At 42.0% G+C, this 17,342-nt stretch carries 14 protein-coding genes; 11 read left to right on the top strand and 3 right to left on the bottom strand.

The window, feature by feature from the left end:
* The first annotated feature begins 19 nt into the window (after nt 1-19).
* The 5 genes from ACL9RF_RS11630 (at nt 20) to ACL9RF_RS11610 (ending at nt 6,093) form a co-directional block, all read left to right on the top strand.
* Complete coding sequence (locus ACL9RF_RS11630) at nt 20-1,336, top strand: aspartate kinase (protein ID WP_422800806.1); 1,317 nt, start codon at nt 20-22, stop codon at nt 1,334-1,336.
* Nucleotides 1,337-1,348: 12 nt separating this feature from the next.
* On the top strand, nt 1,349-2,503 hold the full coding sequence (gene lysA, locus ACL9RF_RS11625; protein ID WP_422800805.1) for a diaminopimelate decarboxylase: 1,155 nt from the start codon (nt 1,349-1,351) through the stop codon (nt 2,501-2,503).
* A gap of 85 nt (nt 2,504-2,588) precedes the next feature.
* The gene (gene ispE / locus ACL9RF_RS11620; RefSeq protein WP_422800804.1) at nt 2,589-3,425 is read left to right on the top strand and encodes a 4-(cytidine 5'-diphospho)-2-C-methyl-D-erythritol kinase; all 837 of its coding nucleotides are present in this window, start codon (nt 2,589-2,591) and stop codon (nt 3,423-3,425) included.
* 84 nt (nt 3,426-3,509) lie between these two features.
* The gene (locus tag ACL9RF_RS11615; RefSeq protein ID WP_422800803.1) at nt 3,510-3,932 is read left to right on the top strand and encodes a Fur family transcriptional regulator; all 423 of its coding nucleotides are present in this window, start codon (nt 3,510-3,512) and stop codon (nt 3,930-3,932) included.
* Nucleotides 3,933-4,029: 97 nt separating this feature from the next.
* The gene (locus ACL9RF_RS11610; RefSeq protein WP_422800802.1) at nt 4,030-6,093 is read left to right on the top strand and encodes a heavy metal translocating P-type ATPase; all 2,064 of its coding nucleotides are present in this window, start codon (nt 4,030-4,032) and stop codon (nt 6,091-6,093) included.
* A gap of 65 nt (nt 6,094-6,158) precedes the next feature.
* On the opposite strand, the gene ACL9RF_RS11605 is transcribed toward ACL9RF_RS11610, so the two are convergent.
* Nucleotides 6,159-8,252 carry a hybrid sensor histidine kinase/response regulator gene (locus ACL9RF_RS11605; protein WP_422800801.1) on the bottom strand — a complete coding sequence of 698 codons (2,094 nt, stop codon included), beginning with the start codon at nt 8,250-8,252 and terminating at the stop codon, nt 6,159-6,161.
* Between the two features lie 175 nt (nt 8,253-8,427).
* Here ACL9RF_RS11605 and ACL9RF_RS11600 point away from each other — a divergent pair, with 175 nt between their 5' ends.
* From ACL9RF_RS11600 to ACL9RF_RS11585, 4 genes are all read left to right on the top strand, one after another.
* The gene (locus tag ACL9RF_RS11600; RefSeq protein WP_422800800.1) at nt 8,428-8,976 is read left to right on the top strand and encodes a YeeE/YedE family protein; all 549 of its coding nucleotides are present in this window, start codon (nt 8,428-8,430) and stop codon (nt 8,974-8,976) included.
* 4 nt (nt 8,977-8,980) lie between these two features.
* Nucleotides 8,981-9,391 carry a DUF6691 family protein gene (locus ACL9RF_RS11595; RefSeq protein ID WP_422800799.1) on the top strand — a complete coding sequence of 137 codons (411 nt, stop codon included), beginning with the start codon at nt 8,981-8,983 and terminating at the stop codon, nt 9,389-9,391.
* Complete coding sequence (locus ACL9RF_RS11590) at nt 9,391-10,029, top strand: Crp/Fnr family transcriptional regulator (protein WP_422800798.1); 639 nt, start codon at nt 9,391-9,393, stop codon at nt 10,027-10,029. The genes ACL9RF_RS11595 and ACL9RF_RS11590 overlap by 1 nt, the downstream gene beginning before the upstream one ends.
* 106 nt (nt 10,030-10,135) lie before the next feature.
* Complete coding sequence (locus ACL9RF_RS11585; protein WP_422800797.1) at nt 10,136-11,344, top strand: carboxypeptidase-like regulatory domain-containing protein; 1,209 nt, start codon at nt 10,136-10,138, stop codon at nt 11,342-11,344.
* A 61-nt stretch (nt 11,345-11,405) separates the two neighbouring features.
* Here the strand turns inward: ACL9RF_RS11585 and ACL9RF_RS11580 are convergent, their stop codons facing one another.
* Nucleotides 11,406-11,984, bottom strand: a complete 579-nt coding sequence (locus ACL9RF_RS11580) for a PhnA domain-containing protein (protein WP_422800796.1) — start codon at nt 11,982-11,984, stop codon at nt 11,406-11,408.
* A gap of 143 nt (nt 11,985-12,127) precedes the next feature.
* Here ACL9RF_RS11580 and ypfJ point away from each other — a divergent pair, with 143 nt between their 5' ends.
* Nucleotides 12,128-13,003 (top strand): KPN_02809 family neutral zinc metallopeptidase, encoded by an 876-nt coding sequence (ypfJ, locus tag ACL9RF_RS11575; protein WP_422800795.1) that lies wholly within the window; start codon nt 12,128-12,130, stop codon nt 13,001-13,003.
* Between the two features lie 54 nt (nt 13,004-13,057).
* Here the strand turns inward: ypfJ and ACL9RF_RS11570 are convergent, their stop codons facing one another.
* A complete protein-coding gene (locus ACL9RF_RS11570) occupies nt 13,058-14,044 on the bottom strand; it encodes an acyl transferase (protein ID WP_422800794.1) in 987 nt (328 codons plus the stop codon).
* Nucleotides 14,045-14,221: 177 nt separating this feature from the next.
* On the opposite strand from ACL9RF_RS11570, the gene ACL9RF_RS11565 reads away from it, so the two are divergent.
* On the top strand, nt 14,222-17,329 hold the full coding sequence (locus tag ACL9RF_RS11565; RefSeq protein ID WP_422800793.1) for a SusC/RagA family TonB-linked outer membrane protein: 3,108 nt from the start codon (nt 14,222-14,224) through the stop codon (nt 17,327-17,329).
* Nucleotides 17,330-17,342 lie beyond the last annotated feature (13 nt).

Below are 17,342 nucleotides of genomic sequence, written 5' to 3'. Positions count from 1 at the left end.
CTTATTAGTTATAAATTATATGAAAATTCTAAAATTCGGTGGTACTTCTGTAGGAAGTGCAGTTCGCATTAAAGGGTTGTTGGAAATCGTAAACCCTAGCGAACGTCAGATTGTGGTTTTGTCTGCCGTGTCGGGCACGACAAATGCTTTAGTAGAAATAGGTCAAGCTTATGCAAATCGCGATAAACAGTTGGCTAAGCAGTTGATACTAGCGCACAAGGAGAAGTATGAGGAGCTTATTAAAGAACTTTTTGCCACCGAAGAAGGACTTAAAAAGGGTAAGGGACTTATCGATCACCATTTTCATATTGTAGAAAACTTTGCTAACAGCGATGTATTTACGCCCACAGAAGAGAAAATAATTTTAGCACAAGGCGAATTGCTGTCTACCGCGTTATGGCATTTCCATTTGGAAGAGATACAGGTCCCATCCGTGTTGTTGCCGGCTTTAGACTTTATGAAAATCGATGAAGATAATGAGCCTGTAGTCGATTATATTACCGCAAAACTGACTCCTTTATTGGAGGAGCATCCCGCAAATACTTTGTTTATTACGCAGGGCTATATCTGTCGGAATTCCTTTGGCGAAGTAGACAACTTACGCCGTGGAGGTTCAGATTATACGGCATCATTAATTGGTGCAGCATTACGTGCTCAAGAAGTACAGATCTGGACAGATATTGACGGTATGCATAATAACGATCCCCGGATTGTGAAAAATACATCGCCAATTGCGAACTTAAGTTTTGATGAGGCTGCAGAGTTGGCTTACTTCGGTGCCAAGATTCTTCATCCACAGAGTGTCTTCCCGGCACAAAAATACAATGTTCCAGTACGGTTGTTAAACACAATGGACCCACAAGCGAAGGGAACGTTAATATCCAAAGCAGGAGCAGAAAAAGGTGCAATCCGTGCTATTGCTGCAAAAGATGGTATTACAGCGATCCATATCCATTCGTCGCGGATGTTACTGGCTTATGGTTTCTTACGTAAAGTTTTTGAAATCTTCGAGCGTTATAAAACACCTATTGATATGATCACCACTTCGGAGGTTGCTATATCCTTAACTATTGATGATACAAGTAATTTATTGGAAATTATTAAGGAGGTGGAGCTCTTCGGTAAGGTTGGGGTGGATGAAGGACAAACGATTATTTGTGTGGTGGGCGACTTCGGTGTGAACACCCATGGTTATGCTGCCCGAGTTTTGGATGCTGTAAAACATCTTCCTATCCGTATGATTTCTTACGGTGGTTCGGATTATAATGTTTCTATTTTATTGGATTCGAAGCATAAAACAGAGGCTTTACGTTCATTACATAACAGATTGTTTTAATACGTTATAGTTATGTTTAATAATAATACAATTCTGGAGCGTTTTGCCCAGCAGGAGACTCCTTTTTATTATTACGACCTGCAGCTGTTGGAAGAGACGTTAACGCAGGCTAAGGCTGCGGCAGATAAACGTAATTTTCATATACACTATGCGCTTAAGGCAAACTTTAACGACCGTGTATTGGCTATTATTCAGGAAAAAGGATTTGGTGCCGATTGTGTAAGTGGTAATGAGGTACAAAAATCTATTGATTTAGGATTTCCGGCCGATAAGATAACTTTTGCAGGCGTAGGTAAAGCCGATAAAGAAATAATAACCGCTTTAAAGCACCGTATTTTTGCTTTTAATGTAGAGTCGATACAGGAGTTGGAGGTTATCAATGCCTTGGCAGCTGAGGTTGGCGAGACGGCAAATATTTCCTTACGTATAAACCCTAATGTGGATGCACATACCCACCACTATATTACGACAGGGCTGGATGAAAATAAATTTGGTGTTCCAAATTCTGAATTAGAAAAGGCAGCCGCAGTAATTGGCAACTGTGCACATATTAATTTGTTAGGTTTACATTTCCATGTTGGTTCGCAGATTACGGATATGAATGTCTTTAAAAGCCTATGTGTAAAGGTTAATGAGTGGAAAAACTGGTTTGAAGAACGTGGTACCTATATTAAGGTGATTAATGTTGGGGGTGGCCTGGGTGTAGATTATCAGAACCCCGACGCTAACCCTATTCCAGATTTTGAAGCTTATTTTGATATTTTCGATAAGTTTCTGGAGCGTAACGCACAACAGGAGGTACATTTTGAGCTTGGACGTGCTTTAGTGGCGCAAGCGGGAACCTTGGTCAGTAAGGTCTTGTATACCAAAAGTGGAGCGAAGAAAAACTTCTTAATCTTGGATGCCGGGATGACCGAGTTAATGCGCCCTATGTTGTATCAGGCGTACCATAAGATTGAAAAAATAGGTGCTGATGTGGGCGCGAAGGAACTTAACTACGATGTGGTAGGTCCTATATGTGAAAGCTCCGATTGCTTCGGTAAGGAAGTGCCGTTGCCGCAAAGCCAGCGTGGCGACCTTATTGCCATTCGTACGGCAGGTGCTTATGGGGAAGTAATGGCTTCTCGATATAACCTACGTGAGGAAGTTAGGTATGTATTTTCATAGCGAACTAAATAAAAAGGTTCTTGTTTTAAAACAAGAACCTTTTTACTTTTATAGGCAGTAATATATGCATAAATATAATTAATAGATGGCTACAGCTGCAACACCTGAATCGCATATTTCTTTTGCCAATGCTAAAATAAATATAGGTTTACTGATTACCGAAAAAAGAAAGGATGGTTATCATACTATTGAAACGGTGTTTTATCCGGTGCAGTTGTATGATGTGCTGGAGATATTGCCCAGCGCTGGACAAACGACCTTTCATGCCGATGGCTTACCTATCCCCGGCGGGGGCGATAACCTTTGTGTGAAGGCTTATCAATTGCTGGCGGCCGACTTTAATCTTCCGGCCGTGGAGATGCATCTGTTGAAGAATATTCCTATTGGTGCTGGTCTTGGTGGTGGCTCGTCGGATGCGGCGTATGTATTGAAGATGTTGAATGCGATGTTTACCCTTCGGCTATCGGATCATCAATTGGCGCAGTATGCCGAAAGGCTAGGGGCCGATTGTGCATTTTTTATTGCCAATAAACCGGTTTTTGCATCAGGAATTGGGACTACTTTTGAGGATATAACTTTAGATTTATCGAAATATGTGACCGTTATCGTTAAACCGGATATTCATATATCTACGCAGGAGGCGTATAGCAGCATAATGCCACAGACTCCTCAGGTGGATCTTAGAAGGGCTATTAAGCTGCCTATACAAGAGTGGAAGTACCATATTGTAAACGACTTTGAGCTGGGGATATTTCAAAAATATCCGCAGATAGAAATCCTAAAAAGAAAATTGTATGAAAAGGGAGCCCTTTATGCGGCGATGTCGGGCTCGGGATCTTCGGTATTTGGCATTTTTGAGGAACGCCCTGATTTGCAGGAATTGGAAGCACTGGGCAAGGTCTATTACCCGGTAGATGTATAATATCTGTCATGCTGATGCCATTATTACAGCGATTAAAGTTTATGTTATTTAGTTATTAATAAGTTTTTATTAACTTTAGCTATAATGAATAACGTTACTGAGAAAAAGCTCCTTCAAAAAAATACTAAACCTACTTCCATGCGGGTTTTGGTGTACGACTTTTTGGTCGGACAGGAGGTTGCGCTTTCGCTCTCCGAAATTGAGGAGCAGTTCGGGAAAGTGGATCGTGTAACCTTGTACCGGACGCTGAAGACTTTCGAGGAAAAGGGTATCGTACACAGCATTCAGGAAAATACAACCACCCGGTATAAATTGTGTGAAGAGCAGTGTTCCGAACATACGCACCAAGATTATCACTTACATTTTTATTGTAAAATTTGTAAACAAACCACTTGTAAAGAAGAAGTAACATTCAGAAGCTTAGGCGATTTAGGCGTTCAGGTGGATGAACTTCGTCTTTTTGCAAAAGGGATTTGTGAAAAGTGTATGCCACAAACTTTGCAATAGCATTGCATGCAAAAGTTTCCTAGTTTTGATTGATATTGTAAGGAAGGCCAGTTGTGTTGCCTTCTTGTTTAGATTGTTTACTATAGTTTAGTGTATCATGAAAAAAGAGAATGTAGGTATACCGGATTCAAATCCGCTTCACAATTATCAATCGGCTTCATCATCTTGTAGCCCCCATTCAAAAGCTGTTAAAGGCGCAGGTAATACTACGGCATCCGCATCTTGTTGTTGTTCCGCCGAGCATGACGATGACGACAGCGCGCCTAACGATGAACATGACCATAGTGCAGGCGGTTCTACGTTAAGGATGTTTGCGCCGGCGTTAATTAGTTTCGCCCTGTTGGCCATAGGTTTATGTTTTGATCATGTTTATAAGGTCGCTTGGTTCGTTGGAGTACCGCGTTTCATTTGGTATTTACTGGCCTATATACCGGTGGGGTTTCCAGTGTTATTCGACGCCTGGAAAAGTATTCTTAGGGGCAATTTCTTTTCAGAATTCTTTTTAATGGGTATCGCAACCATTGGCGCATTTATTATCGGTGTTTTTCCAGAGGGTGTTGCGGTGATGTTGTTTTATGCGGTGGGCGAAACTTTCCAAGGTTTGGCTGTGCGCAGGGCGAAGTCAAATATCAAAGCGCTACTCGATCAGCGCCCCGATACTGCAACGGTGATACGCAATGGTAGCCCTCAGGTGCTGCCGGCGAAAATGGTTCAGGTGGATGATATTATTCAGTTAAAACCTGGCGAAAAGTTGGCTTTAGATGCGGTTATGTTAAGTGATAGCGGCTCTTTTAATACGGCTGCCCTTACCGGGGAAAGTAAACCCGATACCAAGTATAAAGATGATACGGTCTTAGCGGGTATGATAAACTTGAATACCTTGGTGCAGGTGCGTGTAACGACGGCTTATGCCGATAGTAAACTCAGCAAAATATTGGCCCTCGTGCAGGATGCCAGTAAGCAGAAGGCACCAACGGAATTGTTTATTGCCAAATTTGCTCGGGTGTATACACCAATTGTGGTGTTTCTAGCCCTTGGTATTATGGTATTGCCCGCATTATTTGTTGAAAATTATGTGTTTACGGATTGGTTTTACCGGGCTTTGGTTTTTTTAGTTATCTCTTGTCCCTGTGCCTTGGTGATTTCTATTCCCCTAGGTTATTTTGGGGGAATAGGTGCCGCCAGTAAAAATGGAATTTTGGTTAAAGGATCTAATTTTCTGGATATCCTGTCGGATATCAAACAGGTGGTGATGGATAAAACCGGGACGATGACCGAAGGGGTGTTTGAAGTTCAGGAGGTGAAACTCGCGCTATCCGCAGAGAAGGATTTCTTGCTGGCCATTGTGAATGCCTTAGAAAATAGCAGCTCCCATCCGGTGGCATCGGCTATACATCGCTTTGTGGGGCCTGTAGATGCGACCCTAACTTTTGACCTGGTTGAAGAAATCCCTGGGCATGGCTTACGCGGGGTTATCGATGGTAAGGAGGTCTTGGTAGGTAATTTTAAACTTTTGGATAGGTATGCTATTCCGTATACTGTGGATACAGCAGGAATTGTTTATACCGTATTGGCCATTGCATTTGATAAACAATATGCAGGGTATATCACTATTGCAGATAAGATTAAACCGGATGCTTTTAAGGCTATACAGCAGCTGCATGATTTAGGGGTTACTGCCGTTATGCTGAGTGGTGATAAAGATTCGGTTGTGCAGCATGTTGCCCGTGAATTAAGGATCGATCATGCCTATGGCGATTTGCTGCCTGCCGATAAGGTGAGTAAGGTCAATGAAATTAAATTGCGCCAGGAGAGTGTGGCCTTTGTTGGCGATGGTATCAATGATGCCCCTGTGGTTGCCTTAAGCGATGTCGGTATTGCCATGGGGGGCTTGGGCGCGGATGCTACCATTGAAACTGCGGATGTGGTAATTCAGGATGATAACCCGAATAAAATACCCATGGCTATACGTATTGGTAAAAAAACAAAAAAGATTGTCTACCAAAATATCGGTTTAGCATTTGGCGTTAAAGCCATCGTTTTAATTCTCGGTGCTGGAGGCTTGGCATCGATGTGGGAGGCCGTGTTTGCGGATGTAGGGGTTGCTTTACTGGCTATTTTAAATGCCGTTCGTATACAGCGTACGAATTTTCATAACTAGCGGTTTCGCCTTTGATAATGCTCCCGACATGCAGTCGGGAGCATATGGATAACAATCAGTTTTCCTTAGGATTTGTTTTCATTGGCCAAAATAATATTAACCAATTCTTTTTCATTTATAGGCTTGTATATAACCGCATCGAATTTCCAGTCGAAGGTCTGTTTTTGTTCTAAAAGCATAACTTCAGCTGTTGAGACAAATACTTTGACCTGCTGCAGATTTTTGTTTTCCTTAATTTCCTTTAAGATCTGCCAACCGCTAATTTCGGGCATAATTAAATCGGTTATTACATAGTCTACCTTTTCTTCTTTAATATAGGCTAAGGCATCTTTACCATTGGAGAAGAATTTTACGGCGGAATGATTTTTAAACAGTTGCTGTATAAAGAACAAATTTATCGGACTGTCGTCGATAACGACAATTTTTAGGTCTTTAGGCAGCAGGCTGAGGTTTACCTCCTGCTCAGGTTGCGGCATTACCTGTACCTCGGCTATAGGCATGGTAAACGAAAATACTGTACCTTTGCCATCGGGGTTTTGGGAGAAGGACACTTCACCATTAATTTGCTGAGAGAATAGTTTAACGATATACAAGCCGAGGCCAAACCCTTTATTACCAGGTTTATTATCGACCATAAAGTATTTTTTGAAAATTTCGTCTCTTTTGCCGGGGGCAATGCCAACGCCTGTGTCGGTAACTTTTAATCGTAAGCTTTGTTTATTTTTTAGCGTAACAACCTCTGACGATATTTTTACGGTTCCTGAATCGGTATATTTTATGGCATTAGAGATTAAATTAGACATCACTTGCCGCATTCTAAAGGCATTGCTTTTAATTATAATATTGGGGGCAATATTATTTTCCAACCGGTAGTTAAGCTGTTTATTCTGTGCCTGAAAGCGGTGCAGGTTAAATACATCTTCTATGAGCTGATATGGCGACAAAGGATCGGCATTTATAGGTAAATCTCCGGCTTCAAGTTTGCTTAAGCTTAAAATATCGTTTATGGTACTATTGATTACATTGATGTCATAATCTATAGACTGGATAATCTCGCGGTCTAAGGTTTTGGTATCATTCGCTTTTATCTGTGCGATAACGCCTTGCAGCGAGTTTAAAGGGCTTCGGATATCATGGCTAATATTTGCTAAAACAGCGGTTTTCTCTTCTGCAATGCGGGAAGCATATTCTTTCTCTTTTATCAGCTTGTTTTCATAACTGGCTACCTTATTTTGGTAATACATAATAAAGAAAATGAGGAGCAATACAATAAATAAAACCACAAATACCTGTGTACCAAATTTTTGTGCATTTTCCTTGTATATCGCAAAATCGTAGGCTTCCTGTTCCCGAATTTTCTGTAGTTCCAGTTGTTGGATTTTTTCTATACTAACTTTAAGTTGATTTAACAGGGTAAAGTTAGCCAGTAACAGTTCTTGCTCCGTTTGATTTAACTTTTGTATGGTCTGCCTTAGGGCTTGCATATTTCCTTGATAAATCCTTTCATTGCTGTTAAGCAGATGGTCGAACCGACGCTGGATAATATCTAACTTCTCTTGGTTTATAATTTCACTGGCATTCTTATTTACCAGCGTATCATCTTTAGTCTGGAAAATACGCTTTAATAATCCCGCTCGTTTTTTTACGACCGTATCCTGGTCTACCAATCTATTTACGGTATCTTTAAAGATGTTTTTAAGTGTGGTGTCGGAGCTTAAGATTCTTTTTTTGCTGTAGGTCGTAATTTTTTTACCTTGTAACAACTGTAAAGAATCGGTGGAATATAGAACGAGGTTGTCTACCTGCTTTTTCAAGGCAGCATATTCCATGGCCAGGTTATTGTCGATTGATGATCCAGTTAAACCCGTAAGCTGCTGGTTTTTGGCGCTGTGTTCCGACTCTTCCAAGGAGTAAACAAAGCTACGAATCGTGTCTAATTTGGCTTGATAGAGCTTAAACTCATTGTTGTCGAATGTTAATGAATAATAACGGAAGTGGTGTTCGGCCTCACTGAAGGTCGAAAAAAGCTTGTATAAGGTCGGAGATTGCAGTTGACTGGAAGAATAAGCGGTACTTAGGCGACCTTCTACTTCTTTATATTGTTTATATTGATAGATAAATAATAGGGTGAAAATTGTGAATGAAAGAATCAAACTCACAATTAGTACTCTTCTTAGGGATTTTGAATGTTTATTTGACACAATAGGAGAAACTAAAATTACGATATAGTAGACTGTTGAAGCTTTGGAACGATATATAAATTTGAAAGTAACAAATGTAACAAAACTTTGTGTACTAATTAGATATATTTGCTTTATTATATAATAATTATCTATGAATTATCTTAACGAACCATGGCCTTGGTATATTGGCGGTCCTATTGTTGCGGTTATTATGTTACTGTTAATTTACCTGGGCAAATCTTTTGGTTTTTCTTCTAATTTTAGAAATATCTGTTCCTTGTTGGGAGCAGGGAAATATGCCTCATTTTTTGCTTTTGACTGGAAACAGCAGCGTTGGAATCTTCTATTTTTAGTGGGTTCGGTAATCGGCGGTTTTATTGCCGCTCATTATATGTCGAATCCGCAAATTCCTGCTATCTCTTCTGTTACCGTCACGGAGTTACAGAGTTTAGGTATCGATAGTGCTGGTAAGGCCTATGTTCCTGTAGAGTTGTTCGGTAGCTGGACGTTTCGCAATATAGCGATTTGGATTGTTGGCGGCCTGCTTATTGGTTTTGGTACCCGTTATGCTGGGGGCTGTACTTCGGGGCATGCGATCTCCGGGTTGAGCGACCTGCAAGTAGCATCATTACTTGCTGTGGTTGGGTTTTTTATTGGTGGTTTGGTTATGGTTCATCTGTTTATCCCTTTTTTATTTTAGTGCGATGAAAAAAATTTTTTATATCCTTTTAGGAGTATGTTTTGGTATGGTAATGTATAAGGCCGAGGCCGCTTCCTGGTTTCGTATTTACGAGATGTTTCGGTTTCAGTCTTTTCATATGTATGGCTTTATTGCGTCGGCACTTGTTGTTGGTATGGTGGGTGTTCAGTGGATGAAAAGATCGGCTAAGGATGTAAACGGTAACAAGATAACCCTCGCATCAAAAGATAAATCTATTGCACGTTACCTTATTGGGGGGATCTCCTTTGGCTTAGGCTGGGCCTTGATAGGTGCGTGTCCGGGGCCTATTTTTGTGCTATTAGGTGCCGGTGTATATCCTATGTTGGTGGTGATAGGCAGCGCTTTAGTGGGTACCTTTATCTATGGTTTAGTAAGACATAAACTACCACATTAATGTCGCATATTATAATTGATCTTTTAGAAAAATATTATCCGCAGCAGTTTGAAGCTGCATTGCTGGATGAAATTGCGGCTGTCGCTACGGTGGAGGAGCTCCCTGCACAAGAGATTTTAATGGATGTCGGCTTGCCTATACGAAGTATCCCTCTGGTCTTATCGGGTGCTATCTGCATTATGCGCGATGAGGAGCAGGGCGCGGAGTTGCTGTTATACCATTTGGAAAGGGGCGATACCTGCGCCATGACCCTATCTTGCTGTCTAGGTACCCAGCTTAGTCGTATACGTGCCGTTACCGAAACGGAGGTAAAGTTGCTGATCATTCCAGTGCAATATATGGACAGCTGGATGGCTAAATATGGTTCATGGCGTAATTTTGTGCTGCAGAGTTACCATAACCGCTTGGACGAAATGTTATCCGCTATAGATAGCCTTGCCTTTATGGATATGTCTGATCGGGTGAAACAGTATCTATTCCAGGTTGCATCGCTAAACAAAGGGAAAGTTGTTGCCAAGACCCACCAAGATATTTCGTATGCGTTAAACACCTCGCGGGTTGTGGTATCACGTATCCTTAAAAAACTAGAAAAAGAAGGTTTTCTACGTTTGAGCAGAAATGCGATTACGTTATTATAAGGGGCATATTAAACAATCTTTCCACCTGTTCCTGCCCTATTTAAGCGTAAAAACTTTGATTTGAAAAACTCCTGATTATCTTTGTTTAGGCCAAAAAACCTTAGATATGTACAAAATCAGTTTTTTTCTTTTTCTTTGCTTTTTTAGCATATCGTCTTTTGGGCAGCATATTTTACGGGGCAAAGTACAGCATGCGTCAACAAAAGAAGCCATCGTAGGGGCATCGGTTTATATCAATAACAGCAGTATAGGTACCAGTACCACAAAAGATGGCAGTTATAGTCTCCGTATTCCTAGCACAGGAAACTATGAGGTGGTGGTGGTGGCTTTGGGGTACCAATCGGAGAGCCAACGTATGGAATCCGATAGCCGTAAAGAATTAAATTTCCTGCTGCATGCCAAAGTTCAGGATATTGAGGCCGTTGAAATTGCACCCTACCTTAAAGATGGTTGGAAAGAATGGGGGCAATATTTTACGGAAACCTTCATTGGCAGGAGCCGGTTTGCCAAAAATACAAAGCTATTAAACCCGGAGGTATTACAGTTTCGGTACAGTAAGAATAAACAGCTGTTAACCGTAAAGGCATCGGAGCCATTGCGGATAAACAATAAAGACCTGGGCTATATGATTTCTTATGATTTGAGCGCATATAAAATGGACTTTAAAAACCAGTATTTATTTTTTGAAGGTACCGTTTTTATGCAGAGCAATGCCAAAGTTTCCAACAAGATACTGCAGCATAGAAAGGAGGTTTATGCCTCCTCCTTGCTGCGTTTTTTACGCAGCATATATGCGGATAATGTAGTGTCGGAAGGCTACGATATTCGGGTATTAAAAAGAGTCGTTAATAACCAAAAGGTTCGGGCAGATAGTGTACTGCAGCCTATCCGACAAGAGGTGCATACCCTATACCAAGGCAATTGGAATGCCTACTATACCGCAAACAGAACGGTGCCACGCGATTCCATAAACCAATGGATGGCCTGGTCTGCGGAGCCGAAAACTTACAGTATACTGGGCGATAAAATACCCATTTCCTCCCTGTTGGTTGTACCTTCGGACATACCGGGTACTGTAGCATTAAAATATACGGATTTTCTGTATGTCGCAAACGATGCGATAAATTTTGAACCGCAGTATTTTTCGGGATTAGGGCATCAGTTATCGGCATCCTTATTAAGCATGCCCGAGGGCGCCAGCATTTATGTGGATCAACTCGGAAATTATTACCCTGCCCAAAATTGGGTTTTGGAAGGCTATTGGGGCTGGTATTCCAAGGTAGCAACAATGTTGCCCTTTGATTATGGTTTATAGTAGGTCTATACAGCCAGCGTATTTAAATATACCTTTTACTGGCTGTACGAACCGTATTGCTTTAACCTTTTCTAAGGTATTTTGTTAATATTACAATGGTTTGGCCTTCAACCTTACCTTCAATTTGTTCTACATTATCCTGTACCAAACGTATGTTTTTTACAACCGTTCCTAACTTAGCACTTAAAGTAGACCCTTTTACATCAAGGGTTTTAATTAAGACCACGGTGTCACCTTCATATAAACGAGTACCATTGGCATCCTGATGGAAGGCTACGGTACCATCCTCCTCATGGTCGCCGGTTTTTTTCGCCCATTCCAGGTTCTCGTCGTCCAAATACAGGATCTCTAAACTATCGCTGGCCCAGCTTTCCTGCCGCAAACGACTCAACATACGCCATGCTACAACCTGTACTGCAGGATGTTCAGACCACATGCTATCCGTTAATACCCGCCAATGCTGTGGGTCTAGCTGTTCTGTTTTTTCGAGTTGTGCTTTACAGGTAGCGCACACATAAACACTATTTTCAAGGGAAGCATTTGAGGTCGGTGGAACCTCGTAAACCGATAAATTTTCCCTATTGTGGCATAACTCACATTGATTGCCGCTTCTTTCAGCCAACTGTTTCTCTAAAGACATAACTATTTAATGAGGCATAAAACTACAAAAAATAAAAACTATTGTCGACAATTGATATGTTTTTAGAACGATTGTAATTAAGTTTTTTATTAAATTTATTAATTTTATTAATTTGGTGTTTAATTATAAAGGATTACGAAATTATGAAATGGCAAGGAGGTAAAAAAAGTGATAATGTGGAAGACCGCAGGGGTATGTCGTCTGGCGGAAAAATCGCAGTAGGCGGTATTGGTAGCGTAATTATTGTCGTTATAGGTCTGTTTTTAGGTGTTGATACCAACAGGTTGCTGCAACTGCTGCCGCAGGAACAGGCTTCCGTTTCAACATCGGATAGCCCTCGGCAGCTGTCGGAGGGCGAACAGCAGCTTACCGATTTTTCGAGTGTTGTACTTAAAAATACCGAAGAGGTGTGGGATTTCGTATTTCAGGAACAGCTGAATAAAAGCTATACCGCTCCTAAACTACTGCTATACGACGGCAATTATCAAACCGGAGGTTGCGGAATGGGGCAGTCTGCTTTTGGACCATTCTACTGTCCGGGTGATCAGAAAATATATATAGACCTTACCTTTAATGAGGAGCTTGAAAAACGCTTTGGCGCTAAAGGAGAGTTTGCACTGGCCTATGTAATTGCGCATGAGGTGGGACACCATATTCAGCATCTTTTGGGAGTCTTGGAAAAGACCAATGCTAAGCGAGCCCATATGAGCGAACGTGCGTATAATAAAATATCCGTGCAAACTGAATTGCAGGCCGATTTTTATGCCGGTGTCTGGGCGCACTATGTCAACAAATTGAAAAATTCAGGTGTAGAGCTTACATACCAGGATATATTGGATGGTATGCAGGCTGCAGCAGCAGTTGGTGATGACCATATTCAGGAACAAACTCAAGGGCATAGCAACCCGGAATCTTTTACGCATGGCAGCTCCGCACAACGGACCTACTGGTTTAAAAAAGGCTATGATACCGGAGATATTAAGGCTGGGGACACGTTTAATGATCGTAGTCTGCAGTAGTATTCGCAAACCCTGCAACAGAAGCTACGCTTTGCCGATAACCTCTGTTGCAGCTTATTGCACTAGGAGGTTACAACCACGAATATCAGCATTATCAAATCGACCTAAGATTTCAAAGCTGCCATCGGCATGAAATTTCCCTAAATCTTGGGTGGCAATAAACGCGCAGGAATCATAGTTTGCCAAATCAATAACATTAATCGCTCCCGTGCGGCTATCGTCCAGCAAGGTTAAAGGGTCGTTGGTATCGCGGATTAATATTTTCATCCAGGGTGGGGTTTGGAATAAGCCATCCCCATACGAGTACCCCTGCGATAGCAATTCCGTCATCCCATATTCCGAGTGGATGTGGGAAACACCAAAACCAGCCTTCAGCTGCATGTGCAGCTCCTCGCGAACCATTTCCTTCCGTTTACCTTTCATTCCTCCTGTTTCCATTACTATAAGTTCGGGAAAGTCGATTCGGTACGCTTCTACAAAATCAAGTAAAGCATAGGTAACGCCAATCAAAATTGTTTTTGTACCTTTTACTTGTAGCTGCTGCAGTTGCTGAAGTAGCTCGGCATGGTTATACAAAAAATAATTACTCTGCGGCTGTTTCGATCGTTTTATCAGATCGTCTACCATATAAATCAAAGACGAACCTTCACGTTCCAGGTAGGCGGGTAAAAGGGCTAAAATTGCAATATCTTCAATAGCACCATAAAACAGTTCAAAGGCTTTGCGGAAGCTCTGCTCATACCAGCTTAAGTCCGACACATGGTGCTGACTGTTTTGCATACCTGTTGTACCCGAGCTGCTAAAGGTAATAGCTATAGGTTTCGCTTCGCTACGTACCGTCTGGGTTTTAAAAAATTGAATAGGCAAGAATGGAATGTTTCGGTAATGCTGGACAGCAGCTACATCACAATTTATGCCTTGTAGATACTGTTTATATACCGTATTATATACCGCTTGATGTCGAAATACCGTTAAACATAGGCGATTAAATTCCGCTTCGTCTTGCAGGGTAAATATTTCCTTTTGTATAGCCTCCGTCATAGCCTACAAAGATAGGTATTAATTGGTTTTATTCTTTAAAACAGGTATTTCCTGCGTACAATTTTTGAAATTATGCTGTTGTAATGACGAATGCAATTGGTCATTTAATAGAGCCCCTCTTAATGTAGACTCATTCTAAATAAGGTAATTTTGATCTATATTAATCTAATTATTGGAATGAATCGACATTTTAGGAATGTATTAACTGCGGTATTAGCCTTGTACGGTTGCACGGTTAATGCGCAGGATACCGAAATATCCGGCTTTATTTATGACCAGGCTACGGGCAAACCCTTATCTGGGGTTAGTGTGCAGGTCAAAGGCACCAATCGCAGCAGCATAAGTGATCATAACGGTAAGTTTAAGCTGCTCACGTTTAAGGGCGAGACCCTACAATTTACATCCGTAGGTTACCAGGCAAATGAAATTACAGTAAAATATGCTGGGCATATGGATGTATCCCTGCAACATAGTGAACATAGGATAGCAGAGGTACAGGTTACGGGTGCCTTTGGTTTGAAACGTGCGGCTCGACAGGTGGGGGTCGCTACGGCGGTAGTATCTGGGAAGCTGTTAAACAATGCTGCAGTTGTAAATCCTTTAGAGGGCTTACAAAGTAAAGTCGCCGGACTTCAGATTAATATGTTCGACTCCGGTGTAAATCCGCAGGTGCGCGTTACGCTGCGTGGTGCCCGAAATATTGCAGACGGCGCAAATGAGCCTTTATTTGTGGTAGATGGGGTGCCTATGCCAACCGTGGAGGCATTAAACCAACAGTTGTCGAATATGATTCGTAAGACCTCTGCCTTCTCGGCGATAAACCCTAATGATATTGAAGAGATTACGGTGCTGAAAGGCGCTAATGCTGCCGCAATTTATGGCTCGCAGGGGGTAAATGGTGTGATCCTGATAACGACGAAGAAAGGTAAGCAGGGGAAAGGGCAGATTCGCTATGACAACAATACCATCTTGGAGCAGGTCGCCTGGTTGCCTAAGGTTCAGGATAAATTCGGAGCTGGTGTCAATGGCACCTTTCTTCCCTATGAAATACGATCTTGGGGCCCTGAATACGATGGCAGTCGGGTAAAGGTTGGCCCTGTTTTACCCGATGGTACGCAGTGGGAGCTTTCGTACTCGCCCCTAAAAAACCAGAAAAAAGATTTCTTTGATACCGGTGTAAGTGCCCAGAATAACATCAGCTTTTCTGGGGGAGATCTCCATTCGACATTTTACTTCTCGGCACATCATGTGCTGACCAGGGGGATTATTCCAAAAGACAAAAGCAACAAAACAAGCTTTCGCTTTACAAGTTCCCGCAACTTTGAAAAAATGGATGTAGGTTTCAACGTTTCTTATGTGCGTACCAACGATAACACCAGCACCTCAGAGCCCTGGAATAATTTGCGTACCTTGCCTCTTTATATTCCGATAACCGCATTAAAGGACTGGGAGAATGACCCTAAAGCTAGTCCGGATTATTTCTTTTCTAATACCTCCGTTAACCCATACTGGGGTATCGATAACCAACGTCGGTACAATACGCAAAACAACCTCAATGGGAACATTAACTTTTCGTATACTATTACCCCTTATCTAAAAGCCATCTATCGCCTTGGGGCAACCAACGTATCGAATTCATTACGTCTTGAAAATGCAGCAGTAAAGTATAAAGAGGTTTTTGGAGCCGATGGGCTGCGGTATCCAAGGCCGAACAACAAAACGGGCTCGGTATTGGATCGGGATTTGGCTAGTCTGCAGGTGAACAGTGATTTTCTCTTGCAGTACGATCGTACCTTTGGTAATTTTGCTACACATGGTTTGCTCGGGCATAATTACCAAGATCAAATGTCCAGCTCGTTGCAGGTGGGCTCGAATGCTATCCTGATTCCTGGAACGTATAATCAGGATAATAGAACGGGCAACTTAAATGGCGGAACCTATAAAACACATGCACGTAGGTATTCGTTCTTCGCTGAAGTAACTGTAGGTTATAAAAACTACTTATTTACGACGTTTAATGGCAGAAATGAGACGGTTTCGATGTTGAATCCAGATAACCGGACTTTCTTTTATCCGGGTGGAAATATCTCCTTTATCTTTACCGATGCTATTAAGCAATTACAGGATAATAGCCTACTATCCTACGGTAAAATCTATACTTCAGCAAGTAAAACCGCCAATGTAGCTATTGCCCCTTACCAGCTGCAGAATACTTTTATTGGTAGCGCCGGTTTCCCCTATGGTAAGATTAGCGGATTCGAATTTGCCGCTACAAATGCGAATATGAACCTTAAACCAGAGTTTGTATACTCTTGGGAGATTGGGACACAGTTGAATTTCTTGCGTAACCGTATACGTTTGGAGGCAACTTATGCGTATGCGGATGCTCAGGATCAGGCCTTGCAGATAAACACCTCCTTTGTTACAGGATTCCCGAGCTCCATGATGAATGCTGCTCGCATGAAGAGTAAATCCTGGGAGTTTGTGCTTTCCGGAGATATTGTCGCTACGCAGGATTGGATGGTAACGTTGGGGGCAAATTATACCCACAACGACAACCGCGCCATTGCATTGCCAGGTGGCGGCCCGTTGGGCTTGTTTAAGAATAATTACTTTGTTGTAGGGGAGCGCTTCCCCACTTTTATGCTGCCGGATTATGCCAAAGATCCTGCAGGTCGAATTATTGTAGACGCCAGGGGCAATGTAAAACAGGCGGCACAGGATACAAAGGTGGGCACTTCCCAGCCGGTGCATATGTTGGGGGCAGATACACGTGTCCGCTACAAAACATGGGAGTTGAGCCTGCAGGTTGACGCCCGATGGGGGAGTATTTTTCATACGGCTGCTGCCGAAAGTATGTTGAACAATGGGCTGCTACCTCGAACAGTGGAAAATGATCGTAAGCCTTTTGTTATGCCGAATTCTGTGCTCGAGGTTTCTAAAGGCGTATTCGAAGAAAATACCTCGGTCTATAGCGATGGTAATCAGGCATGGTGGTTAGGCGCACAGCGAAACTTTTTAGCGCCAAATTCGGTGAAAGCTAATTTTATAAAGTTGCGTGAGGTATCGCTGCGTTATACTTTTCCCGCCGCAATAACAAGGTATATAGCGGGTGTAAATTCGGCTTCCATAGCTTTAATTGGTAGGAATATTATCAATATTCGGGATAAATCTAATAAAATAGGAGAGTCTGAATTTATCTATGTATCGAATATAGGTTTTAATGGTTGGCGGACAGTCCCTGCTTCGCGACATTTTGGCTTTAGCCTGAACTTCACTTTTTAACAGTACTTTGATG

Origin of the sequence: Sphingobacterium sp. Mn56C, from assembly GCF_049319645.1 — a bacterium.
GTDB lineage: Bacteria > Bacteroidota > Bacteroidia > Sphingobacteriales > Sphingobacteriaceae > Sphingobacterium.
The sequence above is the reverse complement of the archived record's forward strand: the minus strand, read 5'-3'. Positions and strand labels throughout refer to the sequence as shown.